General features: G+C 68.7%; 21 protein-coding genes. 8 read left to right on the top strand and 13 right to left on the bottom strand.

Annotated elements, in window-relative coordinates:
• Positions 1-32 precede the first annotated feature (32 nt).
• From F0U44_RS15990 to F0U44_RS15980, 3 genes are read left to right on the top strand one after another with little or no spacing between them, the layout of a single operon-like run.
• Positions 33-2294, top strand: a complete 2262-nt coding sequence (locus F0U44_RS15990; RefSeq protein WP_149729356.1) for a molybdopterin-dependent oxidoreductase — start codon at positions 33-35, stop codon at positions 2292-2294.
• Positions 2295-2303: 9 nt separating this feature from the next.
• Positions 2304-2993, top strand: coding sequence for an alpha/beta fold hydrolase (locus F0U44_RS15985; RefSeq protein ID WP_149729355.1), 690 nt, complete (start codon positions 2304-2306; stop codon positions 2991-2993).
• Positions 2994-3030: 37 nt separating this feature from the next.
• Positions 3031-3297 carry a hypothetical protein gene (locus tag F0U44_RS15980; protein ID WP_149729354.1) on the top strand — a complete coding sequence of 89 codons (267 nt, stop codon included), beginning with the start codon at positions 3031-3033 and terminating at the stop codon, positions 3295-3297.
• 31 nt (positions 3298-3328) lie between these two features.
• Here F0U44_RS15980 and F0U44_RS15975 read toward each other — a convergent pair whose 3' ends face one another.
• Both F0U44_RS15975 and F0U44_RS15970 read right to left on the bottom strand, forming a co-directional pair.
• Entirely contained in the window at positions 3329-4141 is an 813-nt protein-coding gene (locus F0U44_RS15975; RefSeq protein ID WP_149729353.1) for a neutral zinc metallopeptidase, read from the bottom strand.
• A gap of 51 nt (positions 4142-4192) precedes the next feature.
• Positions 4193-5008 carry an isoprenyl transferase gene (locus F0U44_RS15970; RefSeq protein WP_149729352.1) on the bottom strand — a complete coding sequence of 272 codons (816 nt, stop codon included), beginning with the start codon at positions 5006-5008 and terminating at the stop codon, positions 4193-4195.
• Between the two features lie 240 nt (positions 5009-5248).
• On the opposite strand from F0U44_RS15970, the gene F0U44_RS15965 reads away from it, so the two are divergent.
• Positions 5249-6190, top strand: coding sequence for a type IV toxin-antitoxin system AbiEi family antitoxin domain-containing protein (locus F0U44_RS15965; RefSeq protein WP_149729351.1), 942 nt, complete (start codon positions 5249-5251; stop codon positions 6188-6190).
• A gap of 142 nt (positions 6191-6332) precedes the next feature.
• Here F0U44_RS15965 and recO read toward each other — a convergent pair whose 3' ends face one another.
• The 3 genes from recO to leuA are packed head-to-tail and all read right to left on the bottom strand — an operon-like array spanning position 6333 to position 9723.
• A complete protein-coding gene (recO, locus tag F0U44_RS15960; RefSeq protein WP_149729350.1) occupies positions 6333-7070 on the bottom strand; it encodes a DNA repair protein RecO in 738 nt (245 codons plus the stop codon).
• A 30-nt stretch (positions 7071-7100) separates the two neighbouring features.
• On the bottom strand, positions 7101-7970 hold the full coding sequence (locus tag F0U44_RS15955) for an alpha/beta fold hydrolase (protein WP_246160539.1): 870 nt from the start codon (positions 7968-7970) through the stop codon (positions 7101-7103).
• 28 nt (positions 7971-7998) lie between these two features.
• Positions 7999-9723, bottom strand: a complete 1725-nt coding sequence (gene leuA, locus F0U44_RS15950) for a 2-isopropylmalate synthase (RefSeq protein ID WP_149729349.1) — start codon at positions 9721-9723, stop codon at positions 7999-8001.
• Positions 9724-9830: 107 nt separating this feature from the next.
• Here leuA and F0U44_RS15945 point away from each other — a divergent pair, with 107 nt between their 5' ends.
• Genes F0U44_RS15945 through F0U44_RS15935 form a run of 3 tightly spaced genes read left to right on the top strand, consistent with a single transcriptional unit; the run spans position 9831 to position 12031 of the window.
• Entirely contained in the window at positions 9831-10364 is a 534-nt protein-coding gene (locus F0U44_RS15945; RefSeq protein ID WP_246160538.1) for a flavodoxin family protein, read from the top strand.
• Between the two features lie 16 nt (positions 10365-10380).
• A complete protein-coding gene (locus F0U44_RS15940; RefSeq protein ID WP_149729348.1) occupies positions 10381-11184 on the top strand; it encodes a septum formation family protein in 804 nt (267 codons plus the stop codon).
• A complete protein-coding gene (locus tag F0U44_RS15935; protein ID WP_246160536.1) occupies positions 11177-12031 on the top strand; it encodes a septum formation family protein in 855 nt (284 codons plus the stop codon). Before F0U44_RS15940 ends, F0U44_RS15935 begins: the two co-directional genes overlap by 8 nt.
• Before the next feature lie 6 nt (positions 12032-12037).
• On the opposite strand, the gene era is transcribed toward F0U44_RS15935, so the two are convergent.
• Genes era through F0U44_RS15920 form a run of 3 tightly spaced genes read right to left on the bottom strand, consistent with a single transcriptional unit; the run spans position 12038 to position 14327 of the window.
• Positions 12038-13054 (bottom strand): GTPase Era, encoded by a 1017-nt coding sequence (era, locus tag F0U44_RS15930; RefSeq protein WP_223163718.1) that lies wholly within the window; start codon positions 13052-13054, stop codon positions 12038-12040.
• The gene (locus F0U44_RS15925; RefSeq protein ID WP_149729347.1) at positions 13051-13848 is read right to left on the bottom strand and encodes a siderophore-interacting protein; all 798 of its coding nucleotides are present in this window, start codon (positions 13846-13848) and stop codon (positions 13051-13053) included. Before F0U44_RS15925 ends, era begins: the two co-directional genes overlap by 4 nt.
• Positions 13849-13865: 17 nt before the next feature.
• Positions 13866-14327 (bottom strand): DUF6916 family protein, encoded by a 462-nt coding sequence (locus tag F0U44_RS15920; protein WP_149729346.1) that lies wholly within the window; start codon positions 14325-14327, stop codon positions 13866-13868.
• Positions 14328-14362: 35 nt separating this feature from the next.
• Between F0U44_RS15920 and F0U44_RS15915 the strand changes: the two genes are divergently transcribed.
• Positions 14363-14683 (top strand): DUF6916 family protein, encoded by a 321-nt coding sequence (locus tag F0U44_RS15915; protein WP_149729345.1) that lies wholly within the window; start codon positions 14363-14365, stop codon positions 14681-14683.
• Between the two features lie 17 nt (positions 14684-14700).
• On the opposite strand, the gene F0U44_RS15910 is transcribed toward F0U44_RS15915, so the two are convergent.
• The 5 genes from F0U44_RS15910 to F0U44_RS15890 are packed head-to-tail and all read right to left on the bottom strand — an operon-like array spanning position 14701 to position 21057.
• Positions 14701-15174, bottom strand: a complete 474-nt coding sequence (locus F0U44_RS15910; RefSeq protein WP_188113512.1) for a GNAT family N-acetyltransferase — start codon at positions 15172-15174, stop codon at positions 14701-14703.
• 8 nt (positions 15175-15182) lie between these two features.
• Entirely contained in the window at positions 15183-15704 is a 522-nt protein-coding gene (locus F0U44_RS15905) for a phage tail protein (RefSeq protein WP_149729343.1), read from the bottom strand.
• 12 nt (positions 15705-15716) lie between these two features.
• Entirely contained in the window at positions 15717-16235 is a 519-nt protein-coding gene (locus tag F0U44_RS15900) for a phage tail protein (protein ID WP_149729342.1), read from the bottom strand.
• Between the two features lie 13 nt (positions 16236-16248).
• Entirely contained in the window at positions 16249-16752 is a 504-nt protein-coding gene (locus tag F0U44_RS15895; protein WP_149729341.1) for a phage tail protein, read from the bottom strand.
• A gap of 30 nt (positions 16753-16782) precedes the next feature.
• The gene (locus F0U44_RS15890; RefSeq protein WP_149729340.1) at positions 16783-21057 is read right to left on the bottom strand and encodes a beta strand repeat-containing protein; all 4275 of its coding nucleotides are present in this window, start codon (positions 21055-21057) and stop codon (positions 16783-16785) included.
• Between the last annotated feature and the right edge of the window lie 150 nt (positions 21058-21207).

The following is a 21207-nucleotide window of genomic DNA, read 5'->3' as shown; positions in this document are numbered from 1 at the left end:
GACAGTTGTCATAACCCGGTGGATGGAGCGACATGACCACGGAGACCGCAGCAGCGACCCAGCAGGACGGCTGGCAGAAGGGCGCGTGCATCCTCTGCGAGTGCAACTGCGGGATCGAGGTGCAGGTCGAGGACCGGCGACTGGTCCGGATCCGCGGCGACAAGTCGCACCCCGCCTCCGAGGGCTACACCTGCGAGAAGCCGCTGCGCCTGGACCGCTACCAGAACGGCACCCAACGACTGACCAGCCCGCTGCGCCGCCGCGCTGACGGCAGCTTCGAGGAGATCGACTGGGACACCGCGATCACCGAGATCGCAGCCCGCCTGCGCCAGGTCCGCGACGAGCTCGGCGGCGACAAGATCTTCTTCTACGGAGGCGGCGGCCAGGGCAACCACCTCGGGGCCGGATACGGCCAGTCGCTGCAGGCGGCGGTCGGCGCGAAGTACCGCTCCAACGCGCTCGCTCAGGAGAAGACCGGCGAGATGTATGTCGACGGGCGCCTCTACGGCGGCCACACCAAGGGCGACTTCGAGCACGCCGAGGTCGTGGTGTTCGTCGGCAAGAACCCGTGGCAGTCGCACTCCTTCCCGCGCGCCCGCCCCGTGCTCAAGGAGATGGCCGCCGATCCTGATCGCTGCATGGTGGTCATCGACCCGCGCCGCAGCGAGACCGCCGCGATGGCCGACATCCACCTGCAGGTGAAGCCGGGCACCGACGCGTGGTGCCTGGCGGCCCTGGGTGCCGTCATGGTCCAGGAGGACTTGGTCGACCACGCGTTCATCGCCGACCACACCTCCGGCGCGGAGCCGGTCCTGGAGGCCTACCGGGCCGTCGACGTCGCCGACTACGCCACCCGATGCGGGGTGTCCGAGGAGCTGCTGCGGACGACCGCGCGCCGGATCGCCTCCGCCGAGAGCGCGTGCACCTACGAGGACCTCGGCATCCAGCAGGCGCCGCACAGCACGCTGAGCTCCTACCTCAACAAGATGCTGTGGATCCTCACGGGCAACTTCGCCAAGCGGGGCGGGATGTTCGTGCACTCGACGTTCGCCGCGATCGCGGGGACCGGGTCCGGCGGCGGGAGCGGCTCTCGTCGTACTCCTGTCACCGGCGCGCGGATCATCGCCGGCCTGGTGCCGTGCAACTCGATCGCTGAAGAGATCGACACCGACCACCCCGACCGCTTCCGCGCGATGTGGATCGACAGCGTCAACCCTGCCCACTCGCTCGCCGACTCCGACTCCTTCCGCAAGGCCATGGCCAAGCTGGAGCTGAGCGTCGTCGTCGACATCGCCATGACCGAGACGGCCCAGCTGGCCGACTACGTGCTGCCTGCGGCGAGCCAGTTCGAGAAGTGGGAGTGCACGTTCTTCAACGTCGACTTCCCGCAGAACGTCTTCCACCTCCGCGCACCGCTGATGGAGCCGTTGTCCGGCACTCTGCCCGAGCCGGAGATCTACGCCCGGCTGGTGCGCGAGCTCGACGTCGTCGACCCCGAGACCCTCGCGACCTTGAGCGCCGCAGCGGAGCAGGGGTTGCCGGCGTACGCCGATGCGTTCTTCGCCGCCGTCTCCAGCAATCCCGACCTGATGGGTCTCGCGGCCCACGTGCTCTACGAAACGCTCGGGCCCACACTCGGCGACGCCCGGGGCACCGCCGCGATCTGGGGACTCGCGCAGCTGTGCGCGATGGGACAGCCGGAGTCGGTCGCTCGGGCCGGCTTCACCGGGCCCGGCTTCGAGCCGGGCAACCAGCTGTTCCTCAAGACGCTCGAGGGCGAAGGCGTGGTCTTCACCCGTGACGACTACGAGCACGCCTGGAACTACGTACGTCGGCCCGACCGTCGCTTCACCCTCGAGGTTCCCGAGCTGATCGAGCGGATGCGGGCCCTGGCCGACGAGCCGAGCTCGTGGACGACCGAGGACTTCCCGTTCGTCCTTTCTGCCGGCGAGCGCCGAGCGTTCACGGCCAACACGATCATCCGTGACCCGTCATGGCGGCGCCGCGACGCCGACGGCGCGCTGCGGATCAACCCGACCGACGCCGCCGCCTTGGGCGTAGGGACCGGCGACGCGCTGCGCGTCGTCACCGAGCGTGGTGCCGCTCAGGCGACCGTCGAGGTGACCGACACGCTCCAGCCCGGCCACGTCTCCCTCCCCAACGGCATGGGCGTCCAGCACGCCGACGGGACGCCGGGCGTCGCGCCCAACGAGCTGACCTCGCTCCGCCACCGCGACTGGCTGGCGGGCACGCCGTGGCACAAGTACGTGCCGGCGCGGCTCGAACGGGTCTAACGTCGTCGCGTGACGACGTTCGTGCTGATCCACGGCGCCTGGCACGGAGCCTGGTGCTGGGAGCGGCTGGTGCCCGAGCTCGCGGCGCGCGGCCATCGCAGCGTCACCATGGACCTGCCCAACGACGACGCGTCGGCGACGTTCACGACGTACGCCGACGTGGTGCTCGAGGCGATGGACGACGCCGGCGTCGGGGCTGACGCCGTGGTCGTCGGTCACTCGCTCGGCGCGATGGTGCTGCCGCTCGTCGCAGCCCGCCGCGAGGTCGCTCGACTGGTGCCGCTGTGCGGCGTCGTACCCAACCTCGACGGCCAGCCTTGGGAGGACGCGCCCCCGATGGGCCAGGACGACTACGGCTACGTCACCGATGACGACGGCGCGGTCCGCTTCGACTCGCTCGAGGCAGCCACCGCGATCTTCTACGCCGACTGCGACCCCGCCGACGCGGCCTGGGCCTTCGCGCACCTCAGGCCGATGCGCAACGCGTCGCTGTGGGACCGGCCCTACCCGCTGGAGTCCTGGCCCGACGCACCGATCTCTGCGATCGCGTGCGTCGACGATCTCGCGATCTACGCCGACTACCAGCGCGCCACCCTGCGGTCGCGGTTCGGCGTCACCCCGGTCGAAATGCCGGGGCACCACTCGCCGTTCCTCGCCGACCCCGGTCGACTCGCCGACGCCCTCGGTTTGCTGGCATGACTTGCGAATGAGAACGGTTCTCATTACAGTTTGACAGGTGGACGACTTCCTTCATCACTACACCGAGATCCTGACCGACCCTGCACACCTGGCGGTCGAGGTCACCCTCATGCTGCTGGTCGACGTGCTGTTCCTCGGCCTCATCTGGCCCTTCGTCAAGGGCTACATGGACCGCAAGCTGCACGCCCAGCACGAGATGCTCGACCAGGAGCACGGCGTCGTGCACCACGACGACCACGTGCACCACGATGGCCACATCCACAACAAGGACGCGGCCATCACGGCAGCCTGCGAGAACGCCTGATCCCCTCAGGCGTCCTCGTCGCCCGTCTGCCTCAGCCGGTCATGCCCGGCAGGCAGGCGGGCACTCCCCCGGTGCGACCGGTGCCGAAGCTCTCGATCCGCTGGAACGAGTCGCCGTGGTCGCCGGTCATGCCCCACGGCACCTCGTCGGCGATGTAGTTGAGACCGTCGACGATCTCCTTCTCGTCGCCCGGCTCGAACTTGAGGATCTTGTCGGCGCTCGCGCCGTAGAGCGCTGCGGCTGCGAGGCAGTCGGCCTGGAGCTCGTACTGCTCCGACTGCAGGCTGACGTCGAGGTCGGCCTGGATCGCGTGGCCCCACTCGTGGGCGATGATCAGGTAAGGCCAGGAATCGCCGATCTCGTAGCCCAGCTCAAGCAGGGTCTTGTCCCACGCGACGTAGTCGCCGTCGGGGCAGTAGAAGGCGTTGCCCGGCGGCAGTGCGTCGCCGAAGCAGACCGGCGAGTTGGCCTCGTCGTAGCCGTCGTAGAGGCCGTAGACGTTCGGTGGCGTGTAGCGACCCGTGAAGTAGTCCTTCCAGTGCGCCTTCCACCAGGCGTTCGTGACGTCCTGAGCGGACTGGATGTCCTCGGCGAGCTCCACCTCGTCGATCTGCCCCGTCGGCTGGATCGTCATCGACTCGGTCGGCTCCGTCGACGCGGTGTCGGTGACGGTCGCGCTGGTCGTGGGCTCGGTGGGCGACGCGGTGTCACTGGCGCCGGGGGTCTCGGTGACGACCACGGTCTCGACGTCGTCGGCGGTCTTGTCGCCGTTGTCGCCGCAGGCGGCCAGGGAGAAGGCAGCGGCGATCGCAACGGCGATCGCGGCGGTGCGGGGGGACCTCATGACCTGGAAGCGTAGAACCGCTGGCGGGTCCGCGGCAGCAGATCCGAAGACTCAGGCCGGGTCGGCGCCGCCGTACCTCCGGTCACGCTTGGCGTAGGTCTCGACCGCGTCCCACAGGTGGCGGCGGTCGACGTCGGGCCAGAGCACGTCGGAGAAGACGAACTCCGCGTAGGCGGCCTGGTAGAGCATGAAGTTGGAGAGCCGCTCCTCCCCCGACGTGCGCCAGATCAGGTCGGCGTCGGGGAGCTCGGGCACATAGAGGTAGCGGCCGAGGGTGCGCTCGTCGACCTTGTCCGGGTTGAGCTTGCCGGCGGCGACGTCCTGAGCGAGTGCGCGCGCCGCGTCACCGAGCTCCGAGCGACCGCCGTAGTTGACGCACATCGTGAGGGTCAGGACGTCGTTGTCCTTCGTCATCTCCTCGGCGACCTGGAGCTCCTTGATGACCGACTTCCAGAGGCGCGGTGCGCGGCCCGCCCACCGGACCCGGACTCCCAGCTCGTGCATCTCGTCGCGCCGCCGGCGGATCACGTCGCGGTTGAAGCCCATGAGGAACGTGACCTCCTCCGGGCTGCGCGACCAGTTCTCGGTCGAGAACGCGTAGGCCGAGATCGCCTTCACGCCGATCTCGATCGCGCCCTCGACCACGTCGAAGAGCGAGTGCTCGCCCTGCTCGTGCCCCCGCGTGCGCGGCAACCCCTGCTGCTGGGCCCACCGCCCGTTGCCGTCCATCACGATCGCGACGTGGTGCGGCACCAGCTCCGCCGGGATGCTCGGCGGCCGCGCCCCCGACGGGTGCGGCGTGGGGAGTCGAAGCTCGCGCGACGGGCTGGCCGGCGTAGTCGTCGTGGATCTCTTGGAGCGGCGCACGGGTGAAGGGTACGGCGGGTGGGCGGTTCGTTTCCCAAGGGATGTAGCCGAACGATCACTCCCCCGTGCGAATTGGCGCTGGGAACCGATCACTTGGCTACATCCCTTGGGAAACAGACATCCTTCGCGACCGACCCCGCCGACCCAGTTGGCGTCCACAGATCCCCGGCATCCCTTGATTTTCCACCGCCGGGTCGACGAGAGCCGACGGACCGGATCTCGTTCACCGATTCTCTGCTCATGGACCCACTGAGGCTGCTGACCGCCGACAGCGGATTCTTCACGCGCCAAGAGGCGCTCTCCGCCGGACATGCGGGTTACGACATTGCCAGGAACGTCAGGACCGGCACATGGATCCGATTTCGTCGCGGCGCCTACGCCTTTGCAGACGAATGGCGGCCACTGTCACTGGTGGGGCGGCATCAAGTGCGCACGAATGCCGTCATGCGGTCGCTGGGCGACGCCGTTGCACTGAGCCACGTATCAGGTTGCATCCGACACGGGATCGACGTCTGGGGGATTCCGCTCGACCGAGTGCACGTCACTCGGCTCGACGGCGGGCCGGGCCGTATCGAAGGCGACGTGGTACATCACGAAGGCCTCACCCTCAGCCACGATCTGATGCGCCTTGGGGACCATCAGGTCCTCGCCCCGGACCGATGCGTGCTCGAGGCTGGCTCTCGATCGACGAACGAAGCGGCCCTCTGCTTGATGGAGTCCGGGTTGCGCAGTCGACAATACGACGGCGACGCATTGAGCCGGCGCTTCGAGCAGATGCAGTCCTGGCCGTTCATGCGGCACCTGCAGGTGCCGGTTCGCATGGCTGATCCCCGGGCAGGCTCGGTCGGCGAGTCACGCGGAAACTGGATGTTCTGGACGCTCGGAGTTCCGCGGCCCCACAGCCAGTTCGAGATCCTCCACCCGAACGGCGAGCTCGCAGGCATCAGCGACTGGGCCTGGCCGGACCACCGACTGCTCGGGGAGTTCGACGGCCGCATCAAGTACGGGCGACTGCTCAAGCCCGGACAAGACCCTGGCGACGCCGTGTTCGAGGAGAAGCGACGCGAGGACCTCCTCCGAGAGCTCAGCGGGTACGGAATGATCCGGTTCGTATGGTCCGACTATGCGGATCTCGGTGGCTGCCGAAGCCGTCTCGATCGGGCCCTCAGGCGAGTCGGCTGACGTGCTCGGTCAGATCGCCGCCGCCCGGTTCAGCGGGGACGAAGTCCATTTCCCACGGGATGTAGACGAGTGATCGCTTCCCAGTGCCAATTCAGACTGGGAAGCACCTGTTCGGCTACATCCCTTGGGAAACGGACACCCCCTACCGCTCGACGTAGGCCAGCGACCTCAGGCCGCGCTCGATCTGCCACTGGACGAAGGCGGCGACAAGGCCGCTGGCTTCCCGGACGTGGCGCGGATCGGTGGCCTCGACGACGGGCCAGTCGCCGGCGAGCAGGGCGCCCAGCAGCCGCAACGTCTCGGGGGCCGGCGAGGCCGAGCCGGGGATCCGGCAGGTCGAGCAGAGCACGCCGCCCATCGCAGGGTTGAACCACCGGTGGTGACCCGACTCCCCGGGGCGACGCCCGCAGTGGGCGCAGTCGACGCACGACGGGGCGTAGCCGGCGACGGCGAGCGAGCGGAGCAGGTAGGAGTCGAGGACGTGGCCGGGCCGCTTCTCTCCCGCCGCCATGGCGTGCAGCGCGCCGAGCAGCAGCGTGAACTGCTGGACGGCGGGCTCGCGCTCCTCGACCACCAGCCGCTCGGCGGTCTCGAGCATCGCGGTGCCGGCCGTGTAGCGCTCGTAGTCGGCGCCGAGGGCAGCCGAGTAGGAGCCCTTCGTCTCGACCTGGGTGACCGTGTCGAGGTTGCGGCCCATCGCGAGCTGCAGATCGACGTGGGTGAAGGGCTCGAGCCGCGAACCGAACCGCGAGGTCGTACGACGAACACCCTTGCCGACCGCGCGCACCAACCCGTGCTGGCGGGTCAGCAGCGTGATGATGCGGTCGGCCTCCCCCAGCTTGTGGGTGCGGAGGACGATCGCCTCGTCGCGGTAGAGCACCTGCCTATTCTGCGCGGCCCCGCCGACAGTTCAGTTCGCGGCGCGCCGCGGGCGCCGGGTCGGCCGCCAGCAGTCGAGCACGAACTTCGTCGCCAGCAGGTCGAGCCGCTCGGGCGAGCGGCGCCACTCCAGCATCGACGTCGCCTTCTCGAAGGTCGCGTTGGGCAGCTCGGACGCGAGCATCTCGGCGTCCGATGCCGGGTGGAGCGGGTCGCGCGGGTGGCCGACGACCAGTGCAGGCGCCTGGATCCGGCGACGCTCGGCGGCCGGCGGAGCGACCCGACCGAAGAACAGCCCGTGGACATAGGCAGCCAAGGCACCGGGCCGGTGCTCGACCGTGTCGAGGCCGATCCCGACCCACCACGGCACGATGCCGCGCGGCACACGGCTGGTGATGAACCGCATCGCGGAGATCCCGATCGGGAAGATCCGGGCAGCCAGCAGCATCGGCGCGAACGACACGATCGCGACCTCGAGCGCGTTGTCGAGGACCGGCATCTCCACCAGCAGGCCCTTGACCCGATCAGGCGCGATCACGGCCACCTCGAGCGACACATTGGCGCCCAGCGACGTACCGCCGATGATCGCCTGGGCTGCACCGAGGTGGTCGAGGAGCGCGACGACCTGCTCAGCGAACTGGGTGACCGAGTAGGCCATCGGGTCGTCGGGCTGGTCCGAACGGCCGTGGCCGAGGAAGTCGAGGGTGACCACGTGAGCCCCGGCGGACGCCAGCGTCCGCGCGAGGTTGTCGTGCATGCGCCGCGGGATCAACAGGCCCGGGAGCAGCACGACCCAGGCGTCGCCGGTGCCGTACTCCGTGTATTCCAAACGGTCGCGTCCGCCGTCGGTCTCGACGAAGAACTGACCGATCCGCTCAGAAGTCAGGGTGCGTTCGCTCACGCGGTCATCCTTACACCTCGACCAGCCGCTACTGCGGGATGGTGATCGCCTGCGCGCGGTTGGCGGCGCACACGACGGCACGGAGCGAGGCCGTGACGATGTTGTGGTGGATGCCGATGCCCCACACGATCTCGCCGGCGATCTCGCACTCGACGTAGGCCGCAGCGAGCGCGTCGCCGCCCGACGACAACGCGTGCTCGGCGTAGTCGAGGACCCGGATGTCGGCGCCGGCCTGGCGCATGCCGTCGACGAACGCCGCGACCGGACCGTTGCCCATGCCGGTGAAGGTCTGCTGCTGGCCCCGGACGCCCAGCCGGACCTCCTGGCGGTCGTCACCCTCCTCGTCGGTGGTCGAGGAGAAGCTGATCAGCGAGTAGGGCTGGTCGCGGTCGAGGTACTCGGCACGGAAGATCGACCAGATCTCCTCCGGCGTCACCTCGCCGCCCGCGCTGTCGGTGTGCTGCTGGATGACCCGGCTGAACTCGATCTGGGCCCGCCGCGGCAGGTCGAGGCTGTGCTCCGCCTTCAACACGTAGGCCACGCCGCCCTTGCCGGACTGGCTGTTGACGCGGATCACGGCTTCGTAGGTGCGGCCGACGTCCTTGGGGTCGATCGGCAGGTACGGCGCCTCCCACGGGACCTCGCGCACGGACGTGCCCTGCTCGGCCGCGATGCGGTCGAGGTCCTCCAGGCCCTTCTTGATGGCGTCCTGGTGGGAGCCGGAGAAGGCGGTGTAGACCAGGTCGCCCGCGTAGGGGTGGCGCGGGTGGACCGGCAGCTGGGTGCAGTACTCGACCGTGCGACGGATCTCGTCGATGTCGGAGAGGTTGACCTGGGGGTCGATGCCCTGGCTGAAGAGGTTCATGGCCAGCGTGACCAGGTCGACGTTGCCGGTGCGCTCGCCGTGGCCGAACAGGCAGCCTTCGACGCGATCGGCACCGGCCATCAGCGCGAGCTCGGTGGCCGCGACCGCGGTGCCGCGGTCGTTGTGCGGGTGCAGGCTGATCGCGGTGACATCGCGGCGGGTCAGGCTGCGCCCGAAGTACTCGATCTGGTCGGCGTAGGTGTTGGGCGTCGACATCTCGACGGTCGCCGGCAGGTTGAGGATGATCTCGCGGCCCAGCTCGGGCTGCCACACGTCGGAGACCCGCTCGCAGACCTCGAGGGCGAAGTCAGTGGGCGTCTGAGTGAAGATCTCCGGGCTGTACTGGTAGCCGAAGTCGGTGCCGGCCAGCAGGCTCTCGGCGTACTTCATCACCCATTCGGTGCCGCGCGTCGCGATCGCGATGCACTCGGCCTCGGTCACGTTGAAGACGACGCGCTGGAAGAGCGGCGCCGTCGCGTTGTAGAGGTGGACCGTCGCCTTGTCGGCGCCGACCAGCGACTCGACGGTGCGGGCGATCAGGTCCTCGCGGGCCTGGGTCAGCACCGACACGCGTACGTCGTCGGGGATCTTGTCGCCCTCGACCAGCTGCCGCACGAAGTCGAAGTCGGTCTGGCTCGCAGCCGGGAACCCGATCTCGATCTCCTTGTAGCCCATCTTCACGAGGAGGTCGAACATCTTCATCTTGCGCGAGGGGCTCATCGGGTCGATGAGCGCCTGGTTGCCGTCGCGCAGGTCGGTGGAGAGCCACCGCGGCGCCTGCGTGATCAACTGGTCGGGCCAGGTGCGGTCCGGCACCGTGACGGGCTGGAACGCTTTGTAGCGCTCGAACGGCATACTGCTCGGCTGTTGCTTCGGGATGGTGGTCATGACTTACCTCGGCTGGAAGTGGAAGGGCCGGGCGCGCGACTCACTCCGCAGCGAGGGGGTCCGGCTTTCAGACCTCGCTGCGGCCGCTAAGAAGCAGGGCGCGCATCATGATGCGTTCACTCTACCGGCTGCTGTGCGAGCCTGCACTCATGGCCCGCCTGCTCGTCGTCCATCACTCCCCGACCCGCTCGACGCAGGCCCTGCTCGAGGCGGCGATCAGTGGGACGCAGGACGACGCGATCGAGGGGGTCGAGGTCGTCGTACGACCGGCGCTGGAGGCGACGGCCGACGACGTGGTCGCGGCTGATGGCTACGTGCTCGGATCGCCGGTCAACTTCGGCTACATGAGCGGTGCGCTCAAGCACTTCTTCGACACGACGTTCCTGGCCGTGGGCGGCGCTCTCGACCCGACCGGCTCCGCGGGCGACAGCGAGGGCGTGACGAAAGGGCGGCCCTACGGCCTGTGGATGCACGGCCGCTACGACCTCACCGGCGGCGTCCGGGCGGTGCAGTCGATCGTGGGCGCGCTCGGCTGGAAGCAGGCCTACGACGTGCTCGCCGTGCTCGGGGAGGTCGGCGACGAGGAACGGTCCAACGCCTACGAGCTGGGCGCTACGATCGCGGCACTGTTGAGCAACTGATCCGAGGGGGACGGCGATGACGCATGCCCGCGTCGCGGTCGCGGCACTCGTCGCCGCGCTGCTCGTCCTGTCCGGCTGCGGATCGGAGCCCCAGGGCGACAACGTCGACCCGGATCTCGTCGACTCGACCGAGGTCCCCGACGTCGGCACCTGCCGGGTGCTGACCCCCGAGGACGTCGCTCAACCTGCCAACGCGACGCGCACCGTGAGCTGCAAGGAGCGCCACACGGCCGAGACGTTCGCGACCGGCAAGCTGCCCGGCGAGTTCGACGACGTGGACTACAACGCCGATTCCGTGGGCGAGTTCGCCTACAAGACCTGCACCAAGAAGTTCGCCGAGTTCATCGGCGCCGATGACAGCGTGGTGCTCCGCACGATCGTCACCTGGGCGTGGTTCCGCCCGTCGGAGAAGGCCTGGGACGACGGGGCTCGGTGGTACCGCTGCGATGTCGTCGGCGGCAGCGACGCGAGCACCGAGTACCGACCGCTCCCACCGACGGCCAACGGCATGCTGCTCGGTCGTCCCGACGACCGCTGGTTGGTCTGTGCGTCCGGCAGCACCGTCACCGAGGGCGAGAAGGTCCCGTGCTCACAGGCGCACGAGTGGCGCGCGGCGACCACGATCAAGCTCGGCGAGCCCGACGACAAGTATCCGGGCGACGAGGTCGTCGTGAGCCGCACGAAGGCCTTCTGCGCCACCTCGATCAAGGCGTGGCTCAACTACCCCGCCCAGTTCGAGTACGCCTACACCAGCTTCCACCGCGCCGAGTGGGAGGCGGGCAACCGCCGGTCGGTGTGCTGGGCGAAGACCAGTGAGTAGCCACGTCCTCCGGACTGCGCTGGTCTCCCTCGCCGTGACGTCCGCCCTGACGTCCGCCCTTGCGGGCTGCTCATCGGGTGACGAGGAACCGGAGCCGACCCCCACGTCGACCGCGACGTCGATCGCCCCGACTCCCCCTCCGACCGCCGCACCCCCGCCGAAGGCTCCGACGAAGGGCGCCTGCTACCGGCTCACCTACCGCGAGGTTCTCGCGCCGACGAGCGCGACGCCTCCGAGCAAGTGCGACGGCTCGCACACCTCGGAGACCTACGCGATCGGCACGCTGGACACGGTGGTCGACGGCCATCTCCTCGCGGTCGACTCCGACCGCGTCCAGGACCAGGTGGCGACCGCGTGCCCAGCGGCGCTACTCGACTTCCTGGGCGGCGACCCCGCTGCGCTACGGCTCAGCATGTTCCGACCGCTGTGGTTCACCCCGACCGTCGCGCAGTCCGACAAGGGCGCCAACTGGTATCGCTGCGACGTCGTCGCGGTTGCGGGCGACAAGGAGCTGGCCAAGCCGGGCACCACCCTGAAGGGTGCGCTCGCCAAGCCCGAGCTCCGCGACCGCTTTGCCATGTGCGGCACTGCGGCACCCGACAGCGAGGACTTCGAGCGCGTCATCTGCTCGGCAGAACACAAGTGGCGGGCGATCGAGGTCATCCCCGTCGACGCGAAGACCTACCCCGGCGTCACCGCGCTGCGTGACCGTCTCGAGTCACCGTGCGAGGACGCGGGGCTCGACGCCGCAGCCGACCCGCTCGACTACAAGTGGGGCTACGAATACCCCACCAAGGAGCAGTGGGCGATGGGCCAGACCTGGGGCCTGTGCTGGGCGCCCGACTGACCCTGCTCAGAACCCGAGCTTGCGCAGCTGGCGCGGGTCGCGCTGCCAGTCCTTGGCGACCTTCACCTTGAGGTCGAGGTAGACCGGGGTGCCGAGCAGCGACTCGATCTGCTTGCGCGCGACGGTGCCGACCTGGCGAAGCCGCGCTCCCTTGTGGCCGATCATGATGCCCTTCTGGGAGTCGCGCTCGACGTAGAGGTTGGCGTAGATGTCGAGCAGCGGCTTGTTCTCGTCGCGACCCTCGCGCAGGCCCATCTCCTCGACCACGACCGCGATCGAGTGCGGGAGCTCGTCCCGTACGCCATCCAGAGCCGCCTCGCGGATCAGCTCGGCCGCGAGGATCTCCTCCGGGGCGTCGGTGAGGTCACCGTCGGGGTAGAGCGCCTGCCCCTCGGGCATCAGGCCGACGAGGAGCTGGGCGAGCAGGTCGATCTGATCGCCCGCGACCGAGGAGACGGGCACGATCTCGGCCCACTCCGTGCCGGTCTCGCGACCGAGCTCGGCGATGTCGAGGAGGTGCTCGGCGATCCGCTCGGGGTCGGCGAGGTCGGTCTTGGTGGCGACCGCGATCTTCGTCGTACGGCGGATCTTGCCCAGCTCGTTGACGATGAACTTGTCGCCCGGGCCGATCTTCTCGTCGCTCGGGAAGCACACCGCGACCACGTCGACCTCCGACCACGTGGCCTTGACCAGGTCGTTGAGCCGCTCACCGAGCAGCGTGCGCGGCTTGTGGAGACCCGGGGTGTCGACCAGGATCAGCTGGCCGTCCGCGCGGTGGACGATGCCGCGCACGACCGTGCGCGTGGTCTGCGGCTTGTCGGAGGTGATGACGATCTTCTGTCCGACGATCGCGTTGGTCAGTGTCGACTTGCCGGCGTTGGGGCGACCGACGAAGCAGGCGAAGCCGCTGCGGAAGCCCTCGGCGTCGGCGAAGACCGCCGGCGCTGGGGCGGGCATCCCGGCAAAGTCCTCGTCGAACTCGTCGTCGAAGTCGTCGGACTCGTGATCGAACTCGCGACTCATGGTGACTCCACCTGTTCCCGTGCCTGGTCGTAGTCGGCCCAGATCTCTTCGTCGGACTTGCCGGCCGCCTTGCCGGCACGCCAGATCGGGCCGGGGTCGACGGCTCGGGGTTGGCGGGCGGCGACGGATCGCCAGTAGCCCATGACGTCGTAGGCGGTCGAGGGCAGCTTGCGCTCGCGCATCAGGTGCTTGCGGATCGCGCGCATCTGGCCGGACTCCCCCGCCATCCAGAAGTAGCCGTCACCCTCGGGCCAGTCGATCCTTTCGACGACCGCTGCGAGCTTGCTGCTGTTCTCCTCCGCCAGCGACAGCCAGGTGATGTCGACGCCCTCGGGGAGGTAGCCGTCGAGCTCGTCGGGCTGGTCGGGGACCTCGGCCCAGATCCGGGTCGGCACCGACGCGCTGTGCGTCGCCGCGATCCGTGCCATCGCCGGCATCGCCGTGAGGTCACCGACGAGGAGCAGCCACGCGGCATCCTCGGGCATCGCGAAGGATCCCTTGGGGTCGGTGATGGTCACCTGGTCACCCACGCACTCGCCCTTGGCCCACTCGGTCACCAGCCCCACGTCGTGGACGACGACGTCGAGCGACAGCTCGACACCGTCCCACGAACGGACCGTGTAGTAGCGGCTCTGGAACTGCCCGGGCACGATGAGGCCGACCCACTCGTCGGCGATCCCGGTCGACAAGAAGTGCTCGAGACCAGGGCCACTGAGCGTCAGGCGCACCAGGTGGGGTGTCACCTGCTCGCGCCGGAGCACGTCGGCGACGTACTGCTCGGCGCGGGTGCTCACACCCGAAGGCTATCGAGTTATCGCGAGGAGTTGATGATCGCCGTGACGCCGCCACGCTCGGGGTCGGGTGCGATGAAGAGCGAGGTGGGCGTGAAGCCGGAGCGCCGCAGCGAGTAGGTGCCCTGGGCGGGCGGCGCACCCTTCGCGGTGAAGGTGAGCCGGAAGGCCTCCTCAGCCCCGGCCGCGGCACCGTCGATGTCGGCGATCTCCCGGAGCACGACGGGCGTGCCCTTGCCGCCACGCACGAGGCTGAAGCCCTTGCGCCGCAGGGGCGCGTAGCGCGAGCGACCGTAGAGCGCCGCGCTCGAGGTGAACGACGGGGCGGCGGCCGCCTTCGCGGTCGTCGGCGCGGCGGATGCCTTCGCGGTCGTCGGCGCGGCGGATGCCTGCGGGATCTCGATGCCCACGGCGGTGGCAGCGATGCCGGCCGCGCCGGCGCCGATCACGCTGCGTCGGGAGACGTCGGTCCTGCGGGTCATCGTGTCCTCCTGATGGGGCTGGATAGCATCGGCCCGTGGCAGAGACCGGATGGTTCACGTACGACGACTTCGCCGATCGCACGGGTGATGAGTTCGTGGCGCGCGCTCCCGAGGGCGACGACACCAGTGTCGCACTGACTTTGGCCGAGGCGACGGTCCAAGGCGTTGCCGGTGGCACCGGTCCGGACGGATCGACCCGCCAGCAGTTCTCGTTGCTCTTCCGCGGTCCGGCCGAGGCCCAGCTCAGCCAGGGCCTGTGGCTGCTCGAGCACGCGACGATGGGCGAGCTCGCGCTCTTCCTGGTGCCGCTCGGGCCCGACGCGGAGGGTCCGCGCTACGAGGCGGCGTTCGCCTAACCACATCTGGTGCGTGCTCACGGCGCGGTCCACTCGAGCAACCGGTGCGCCCCGTGCTCGGCGACGAGGCGGAAGCCGAGGCGCTCGTAGAGGTGCGCCGCCGGGTTGTCGAAGGCGACGTGCAGGCTCACGATTCGCCCGGATGCCGCTGCCTCGTCAAGGATCGCGCGGATCAGTGCCGCACCGGTGCCGGCGCCGCGGCAGTCGGGCAGCAGGCTGATGTCGACGATCCGGATGTCGTCAGTCCCACGATCGACGTACAACCGGCCGACGGGTCGGCCGTCGATCTCGACGACGTCGAAGTCGGCGCCGGGGTTGGCCTGCCGATACTGGTGGTCCTGGGCGCGGTATTGCAGGTCCATGATCATCGACCGCTGCTCGGGCGGGAGCAGCGCGAGGTCGTCGCGAGTGGTCGCGTAGAGCGCCACCAGGAAGGCCCGGTCCTCCTCCGTGGCGGCTCGCAGCGTCACCCGGACGGGTGCGGTCGACATCGTCATGCTCAGTGCCGCTGCGGGAAGATGCCCTGGAGGGCGATGCAGAAGTTGAGCGTCAGGTAGGGCTGCATGTTGTTGTGCGGCAGGCTGCCGCCCGCCAGCGTGAGCGTCTCGTTGTTGAGGTCGGTGTTGCCGGTCGTCTGGTAGAGCGTGCCGCCCGCCGACAGCGCGTAGACCGCCCCCGGGTTGGGCGTGCTCGTGTCGGCGAGGTCGATCACGTCGGCCGCCGCCGCGTGGTTGTGGAAGGGCATCTCGGACTGCAACAAGGTCACCGCCTCGACGCCACTGGTCTCTCCGAGGTCGCGCAGGCTCAGGCCCTGCCCCTGTCCCGGGTGCATGGGTACGCAGCCTTGAAGGTCCGGCAGCGCGAAGGTGGACTTGCCGTCGCCGCCGTAGGTGGTGCCGAGCAACGAGAAGAGTGCGGTGTTCTGCGAGAGCGGCATCAATTGCCCGTCGCAGAAGGCCCACCCGGTCGGGGGGAAGTTGAAGGGGAAGATGCGGATCTCCGCAAGGAACTGGTCGGACATGTCGCTCCTACCTCAGGTCTGACTCGGGTAGATGCCGAACAGCGAGATGATGAAGTTGATGCAGAGGAAGGGCTGCATGTTCTCGTGCGGTTGGCTGCCACCGGCGGGCTGGATCATCTGGGCATTGAAGTTGCCGCTCGTGGCGTCGTTGATGAACGGCACCACGTTGAGCGAGAGCGCCGGCACGTTGTTGGTCGGCGCCACCTGGTTGCCCGGCTGCGCGTCGACCGCGCCGAACGCGTGGGTGTGGTTGGGGATCTGCTGGGTCGTCAGCGTTTCCTGCTCGGTGCCCGCCATCTCACCCAGCTGGTACGTCGTCCCGTCGGGCCCGGTGCCCATGTGCATCGGGAACCTGCTCTGGAGGTTCGGCAGGTTGAACGTCTCCTCACCGTCACCGCCATAGGTGGTGCCGATCAACTGGAAGAGCACCTCGTTCTCCGCGATCGGCAGGGTCTGGCCCTCGCAGAACTCCCATCCGTTCGGGGGGAAGTTGCCGGCGAACATCCGGATCTCGCCTACATAGGCAGTCATGTCGGCGCGCCCCTCAGAAGTTCTGGCTCGGGTAGATGCCCTGCAGGGCGATGATGAAGTTAAGCACCAGGTAGGGCGCCATGTTGTTGTGCGGCTGGCTGCCCCCGACGCTGCTGATCATCGTCGGGCTGAGGGTGGTCGTGGGCGGGCCGTTGCGGTAGGCGTTGTTGGCACCTCCCAGGAAGTTGCCGTTGGGGGTCGCCGTGCCGCCTGTGGCCGTCAACGATCCGCGGACGTTGTGGGTGTGGGTCGGCAGCTGCTGCACGTTGATCGTGACCGACGTCGAACCCGCGGCCTCGCCCCGCGTGTGCCCGTTGCCCATGTGGAGCGGGACCCGGCCACGCAGGTTGGGCAGCGCGAAGGTCGTCTGCCCGTTGCCCCCGTAGGTCGTGCCCAGCAGGGCGAACAACCCCTGGTTCTGGTTGATCGGCAGGAACTGCCCGTTGCACAACGCCCAGCCCTTCGGCGGGAAGTTGAACGAGACCAGCTTGATCTCGGACAGGAACGGCTCAGCCATCCCTCCCCCTCTCTCTGTTGATGGTCGTCATCACGTCGGGCACGCGGCAGCCGTCTGGAATCCGCCGCCGGTCGGGTGCGTGTTGCTCGCCAGTACGTCGACCGTGCCGGAGTTCAGCGAGTCGACGTAGGTCTGGAGGGCGATGTTGTCGTTAGGAGCGCCGGCGTAGCCGGGCACGAGGATCGTGGTGCTCTGGCGCTGCCGGTAACGGACGTCCTTCGACCCGATGGTCGGAGGCACGGCGTCGGCGCCGCTCTGGTCGAGCGTGTTGGTCTTTACGTCGAGGCAGGCCTGGAAGGTGTCGCCCGAGACCGTCCCGATGTTGGCGTGGACGCCGTTCTTCGGGATACCGATCGTCCCGGCCGTGTTGCCGGCCTCGGCGATCGTGTTGCCGCTGATCGTCGCGTTGATCTGACCGGACTGCGCCGACGCGCCACCGCCGGCCTGAACCTCGATCCCGTAGTTGTTGTAGCCGTAGATCTGGTTGCTGCTGTTGATCGTCCACGAGACGGAGCCACCGCCGATGTTCTGGATCTTGAGCGCGGAGCCTTCCCTCGACCCGGAGTTGGCGGTGCCGCTGACCCCGATGGTGTTGTTCTGGAAAGTGCCGGACATCGTCGAGGCACCCGGCGTCGACTTGGAGATCAGCACGCCATAGCCGACCGCGTCGCGGAAGGTGTTGTTGTTGATCGTCATGGTCGTGGCCCCGGTGCCGCCGCCCTGGAAGAGCGACACCCCGCCACCGCCGGTCGAGATCGCCGGGTTACTGTCGCTGAACGTGTTCCCACCCAGCGTCACTGAACCTGTGCCCGTGCCGTTGTGGTCGAAGCTGAGCAGGTCGCCGGCCGCGTTCTGGAACGCGGAGTTGGTGACGGCGAGCGACAGCGCGCTGGCCGCCGGAGTGGTCTCCACCCGCAGCGCGTCGTTGCGCGGGGCAGACGTGTCGGCGGCGCTCGTCCCGAAGGTGACGACACTCATCGTCACGGTGGCGCTCCCCGATGTGGTCTCGATCGCCAGGTTGTCGGTGTAGCCGCCGCTGAAGAAGCTCGAGAGCACGTTGACGGTGCCCGTGAGGTTGGTGAATCGAGCGCTGGCGTCGTCGTTGACAAGCGAGTCGCCGTTGAGCCCGTTGATCACCGAGTTGTTGAGCGTGAACCCGGCGACGTTGGTGCCGCGGATGCCGTAGTTGGAGACGCCGTGGATCCACATCCTGACGAAGGAAGGGTTCAACGTGTTGTTCAGCACGATGCCCGTGCCGCCCGGCGTCGCCGACGAGCTGTCCGCACCCGTCTGGCCCGTGATGGTGCCGCCCGAGCAACCCGAAGTGTCGGCGTTGGTGCAGGTGCCGCCGGTGCCGGCCACCGTCAGGCGGCCCAGGTTGCCGGTGTTGTCGAGCAAGATGCCGACGTCGCCGCCGGTCGAGGAGACCTTCTGGAACGCGATGTTGCCCGCGGCAATCGTCGTGTTCTGCACGACGAGGGCGCGACCGTTGGTGTTGACGATGGAGCTGTTGCTACCGATGGTGATCGGCCCCGAGGAAGTTGCCGAGAAGCCGGTGCCGCCCGCCGTCGTGACCTGGACGCCCGTGAAGTTCATGCCCGTGCCCGCATTGGCCGAGACGTTCGACCACGTGACGCCGCCCGTGGTGGAGCTCTCGGCTCGGGCGAACATCTTGCCGGAGACGGCCTGTGCGTTCGTCGCGTCAACCACCTTCGCGCCCCCCGTGATGAACGAGTTGTTCTCGAACGGGTCGGGGGTGAGGTCGACGTCGATGATAGAGATGCTGCCGGTGGTGTTGTTGAGGCGGAGGCCGACCGATCCGGACGTCAGCCCGGTCGCGAAGTGGTTGTCGCCGCTGATGCCGCTGAGGTTCCACGTGCCGGACACGCCGTCGAGCTCGACCATCGGCTGCGTGCCCGCGGTGCCCTCATCGGACACTTTGACCTTCGTGACGGTGCCGCCGTTGTCGCCGACGCCGCCGGCGATGCCGCCGCCGGTGCCGTTGGGGTCGAGGAGGAGCCCGGCGAGGGTGTTCCCGGACGCCAGGGTGATCACGTCGGCGTTGGTCGCGGTGAGGATCGGCGGGAAGAACGCGCTGGGGGCGACCAGCGTGTCGCCGCCGACCGTCAGGCCGACGTACTCGCCGATGAGCTGCTGGTTGTTCTTCAGCACCAGCCCGTCGCCGCCGTAGCCGTTGCTCGTGCTGTCGCCGTTGTAGACGAAGATCGTCTCGCCGGCGAGCGATGCCGTCTCGGCCTCGGTGATCGTGTCGAACGGGCCACTCGAGACACCGGTGCCGCCGGCGGCAGCGTTGTTCTTCACGTACCAGACGCAGTTGGCGATCGTGATCGTCACCGTGCCGGCGCCCGTGCCGCCGTCACCGTCGTTGACCTCGTAGTCGAACGAGTCGGTGTGGTCGGTGCAGCTGGTGCCCGCTTTCGGGGTGAAGACGAAGTCGCCGTCGGCCTCGATGACGGCGCTGCCGCCATCGGCGCTCGCGACCGTCTCCGCCGTGATGGTCAGCGGGCCGGCGCTGTCGATGTCGGTGTCGCCGTCGAGGATGTCGCCGGTGATGGTCTTGTGCGGGCCACTCTCCGACGGCGCCGCGTCGGTCGGGTCGTCGACCACGAAGACGGTGTTGCCGATCGCGGTCGCGAACGACTCGTCGTCGGCGACCGGGTCGTCGTTGACGCAGGTGACCGTGACCTCGACCGTCCCCGTGGCACCGCCCGGGGTGAGGGTGTAGTCGAAGGTGTCGGGCGTGTTGCCCGGCGGGTCGTTGCAGTAGTCCGCGTCGGGCGTGTAGGTCAGGTCGGCCCCAGCGTTGGTGACCGCCACTGTGCCGTTGGCAGGGTCGGTCGTCGAGGTGATCGAGAAGGCGTCGCCGTCGGCGTCCGAGTCATTGGCCAGTACGTCGATCGTGGTGGCCGAGGCGTCCTCGAGCACGGTCTTGGTGTCGTTGCTCGCCACCGGGTCGTCCTGCACACAGGTGACGGTCACCTGCACCGTGCCGGTGTCGCCACCGTTGGTGAGGGTGTAGTCGAAGTCGTCGGTCGTCAGACCGTCGTTGCAGTAGTCGGCGTTCGGCTCGTAGGTGAGGTCCGCCCCGCCGTTCGTCTTCACCACGGTGCCGTTGGTCGGCTGAGTGACGGTGTCGATGACGAGGCCGACGCCATCCGGGTCGCTGTCGTTGGCCAGCACGTCAATTGTCGTGGCCGGGTCGTCCTCGAGCACCGTGTCGGTGTCGTCGCTGGCCGTCGGGTTGTCAGCGCGGCAGGCGACCTTGACCGAGACGGTCCCGATCGAGCCGCCCGGCGAGAGCGTGTAGGTGAAGGTGTCGGGCGCCGTGCCCGGAGGCGTGTTGCAGTAGTCGGGGTCCGGCTCGTAGGTGACGCGCTTCTTGCTCGCGGGGAGGCTCACCGTGCCGTGGGTCGCGTTGGACACCGCGGTGATCCGGATCGCCCCGCCGTCGGTGTCGGTGTCGTTGGCGAGCACCTCGATGATGCGCGGGCCCGCGTCCTCGATCACCGTCTTGGTGTCGTTGACCGCCACCGGGTCGTCCCTGTCGATGGCCTTCTTGGTCTCGCAGTCGACGTTGACCGAGTCGAAGGTGTCGACGTACGCGATGTCACTGGCGCTGTCGCCGCACGACACGGTGTCGACGAAACCGACCCCGTCCTGGTCGTAGACGGTGTCGTTGCCGACGCCGCCGAAGTGGTCGTCGTTGCCGGTGCCGCCGCGCAGGACGTCGTCGTCCTCGTCGCCGTAGAGGTCGTCGTCGCCGGTGCCGCCCGTGACCTGGTCGGCACCCACGTTGCCGTGGAGCACGTCGGCGTCGCCGCCGCCGTCGATCTTGTCGGCGCCGTCACCGCCATTGCCGGTGTCGATCCCGGCCTGGCCCCAGAGCGTGTCGGCGCCCAGGCCGCCCGTGAGGGTGTCGTCGCCCGGCCCGCCGGTGACGGTGTCGTCGTCCTCGCTGCCGTCGACGCTGTCGTTGCCGCCGTCGCCGTAGAGGAGGTCGTTGCCGGCGTTGCCGGTGAGGGTGTCCGTGCCGCCGTTGCCGCGGATGTCGTCGATGCCGTCGCCGCCGAGGAGGTTGTCGTCGCCGGCACCTCCGATGATCAGGTCGTCGCCACCCAAGCCGTCGATCGTGTCGTCACCGCCGTAGCCGCAGATGACGTCGGCGGCCGCAGTGCCGTCGAGGGTGTCAGGGCCGGTTGTGCCCTCGATCGTGCAGGTGCTGCCGAGCGGTGGCGGTGTGGCTGCCGCCTGCCAGGGCGCGGCGGGCACGAAGAACGCCGCCATGGCTCCAGCCAGAAGAAATGACGCCGACTTTGATGTGCGAGCAACGCTCATCACACAGCTCCCGAAACATTCGGACCGCGCCGACGGACGACACGGCTGACCATTTCCCCCAGGACGTTCGGACTCTTCCACCGCGAGTGGTCCGCCGTC

Source organism: Nocardioides humilatus (assembly GCF_008373755.1).
Classification (GTDB): Bacteria; Actinomycetota; Actinomycetes; order Propionibacteriales; family Nocardioidaceae; genus Nocardioides; species Nocardioides humilatus.
This window is presented reverse-complemented; position numbering and strand designations above follow the sequence as displayed.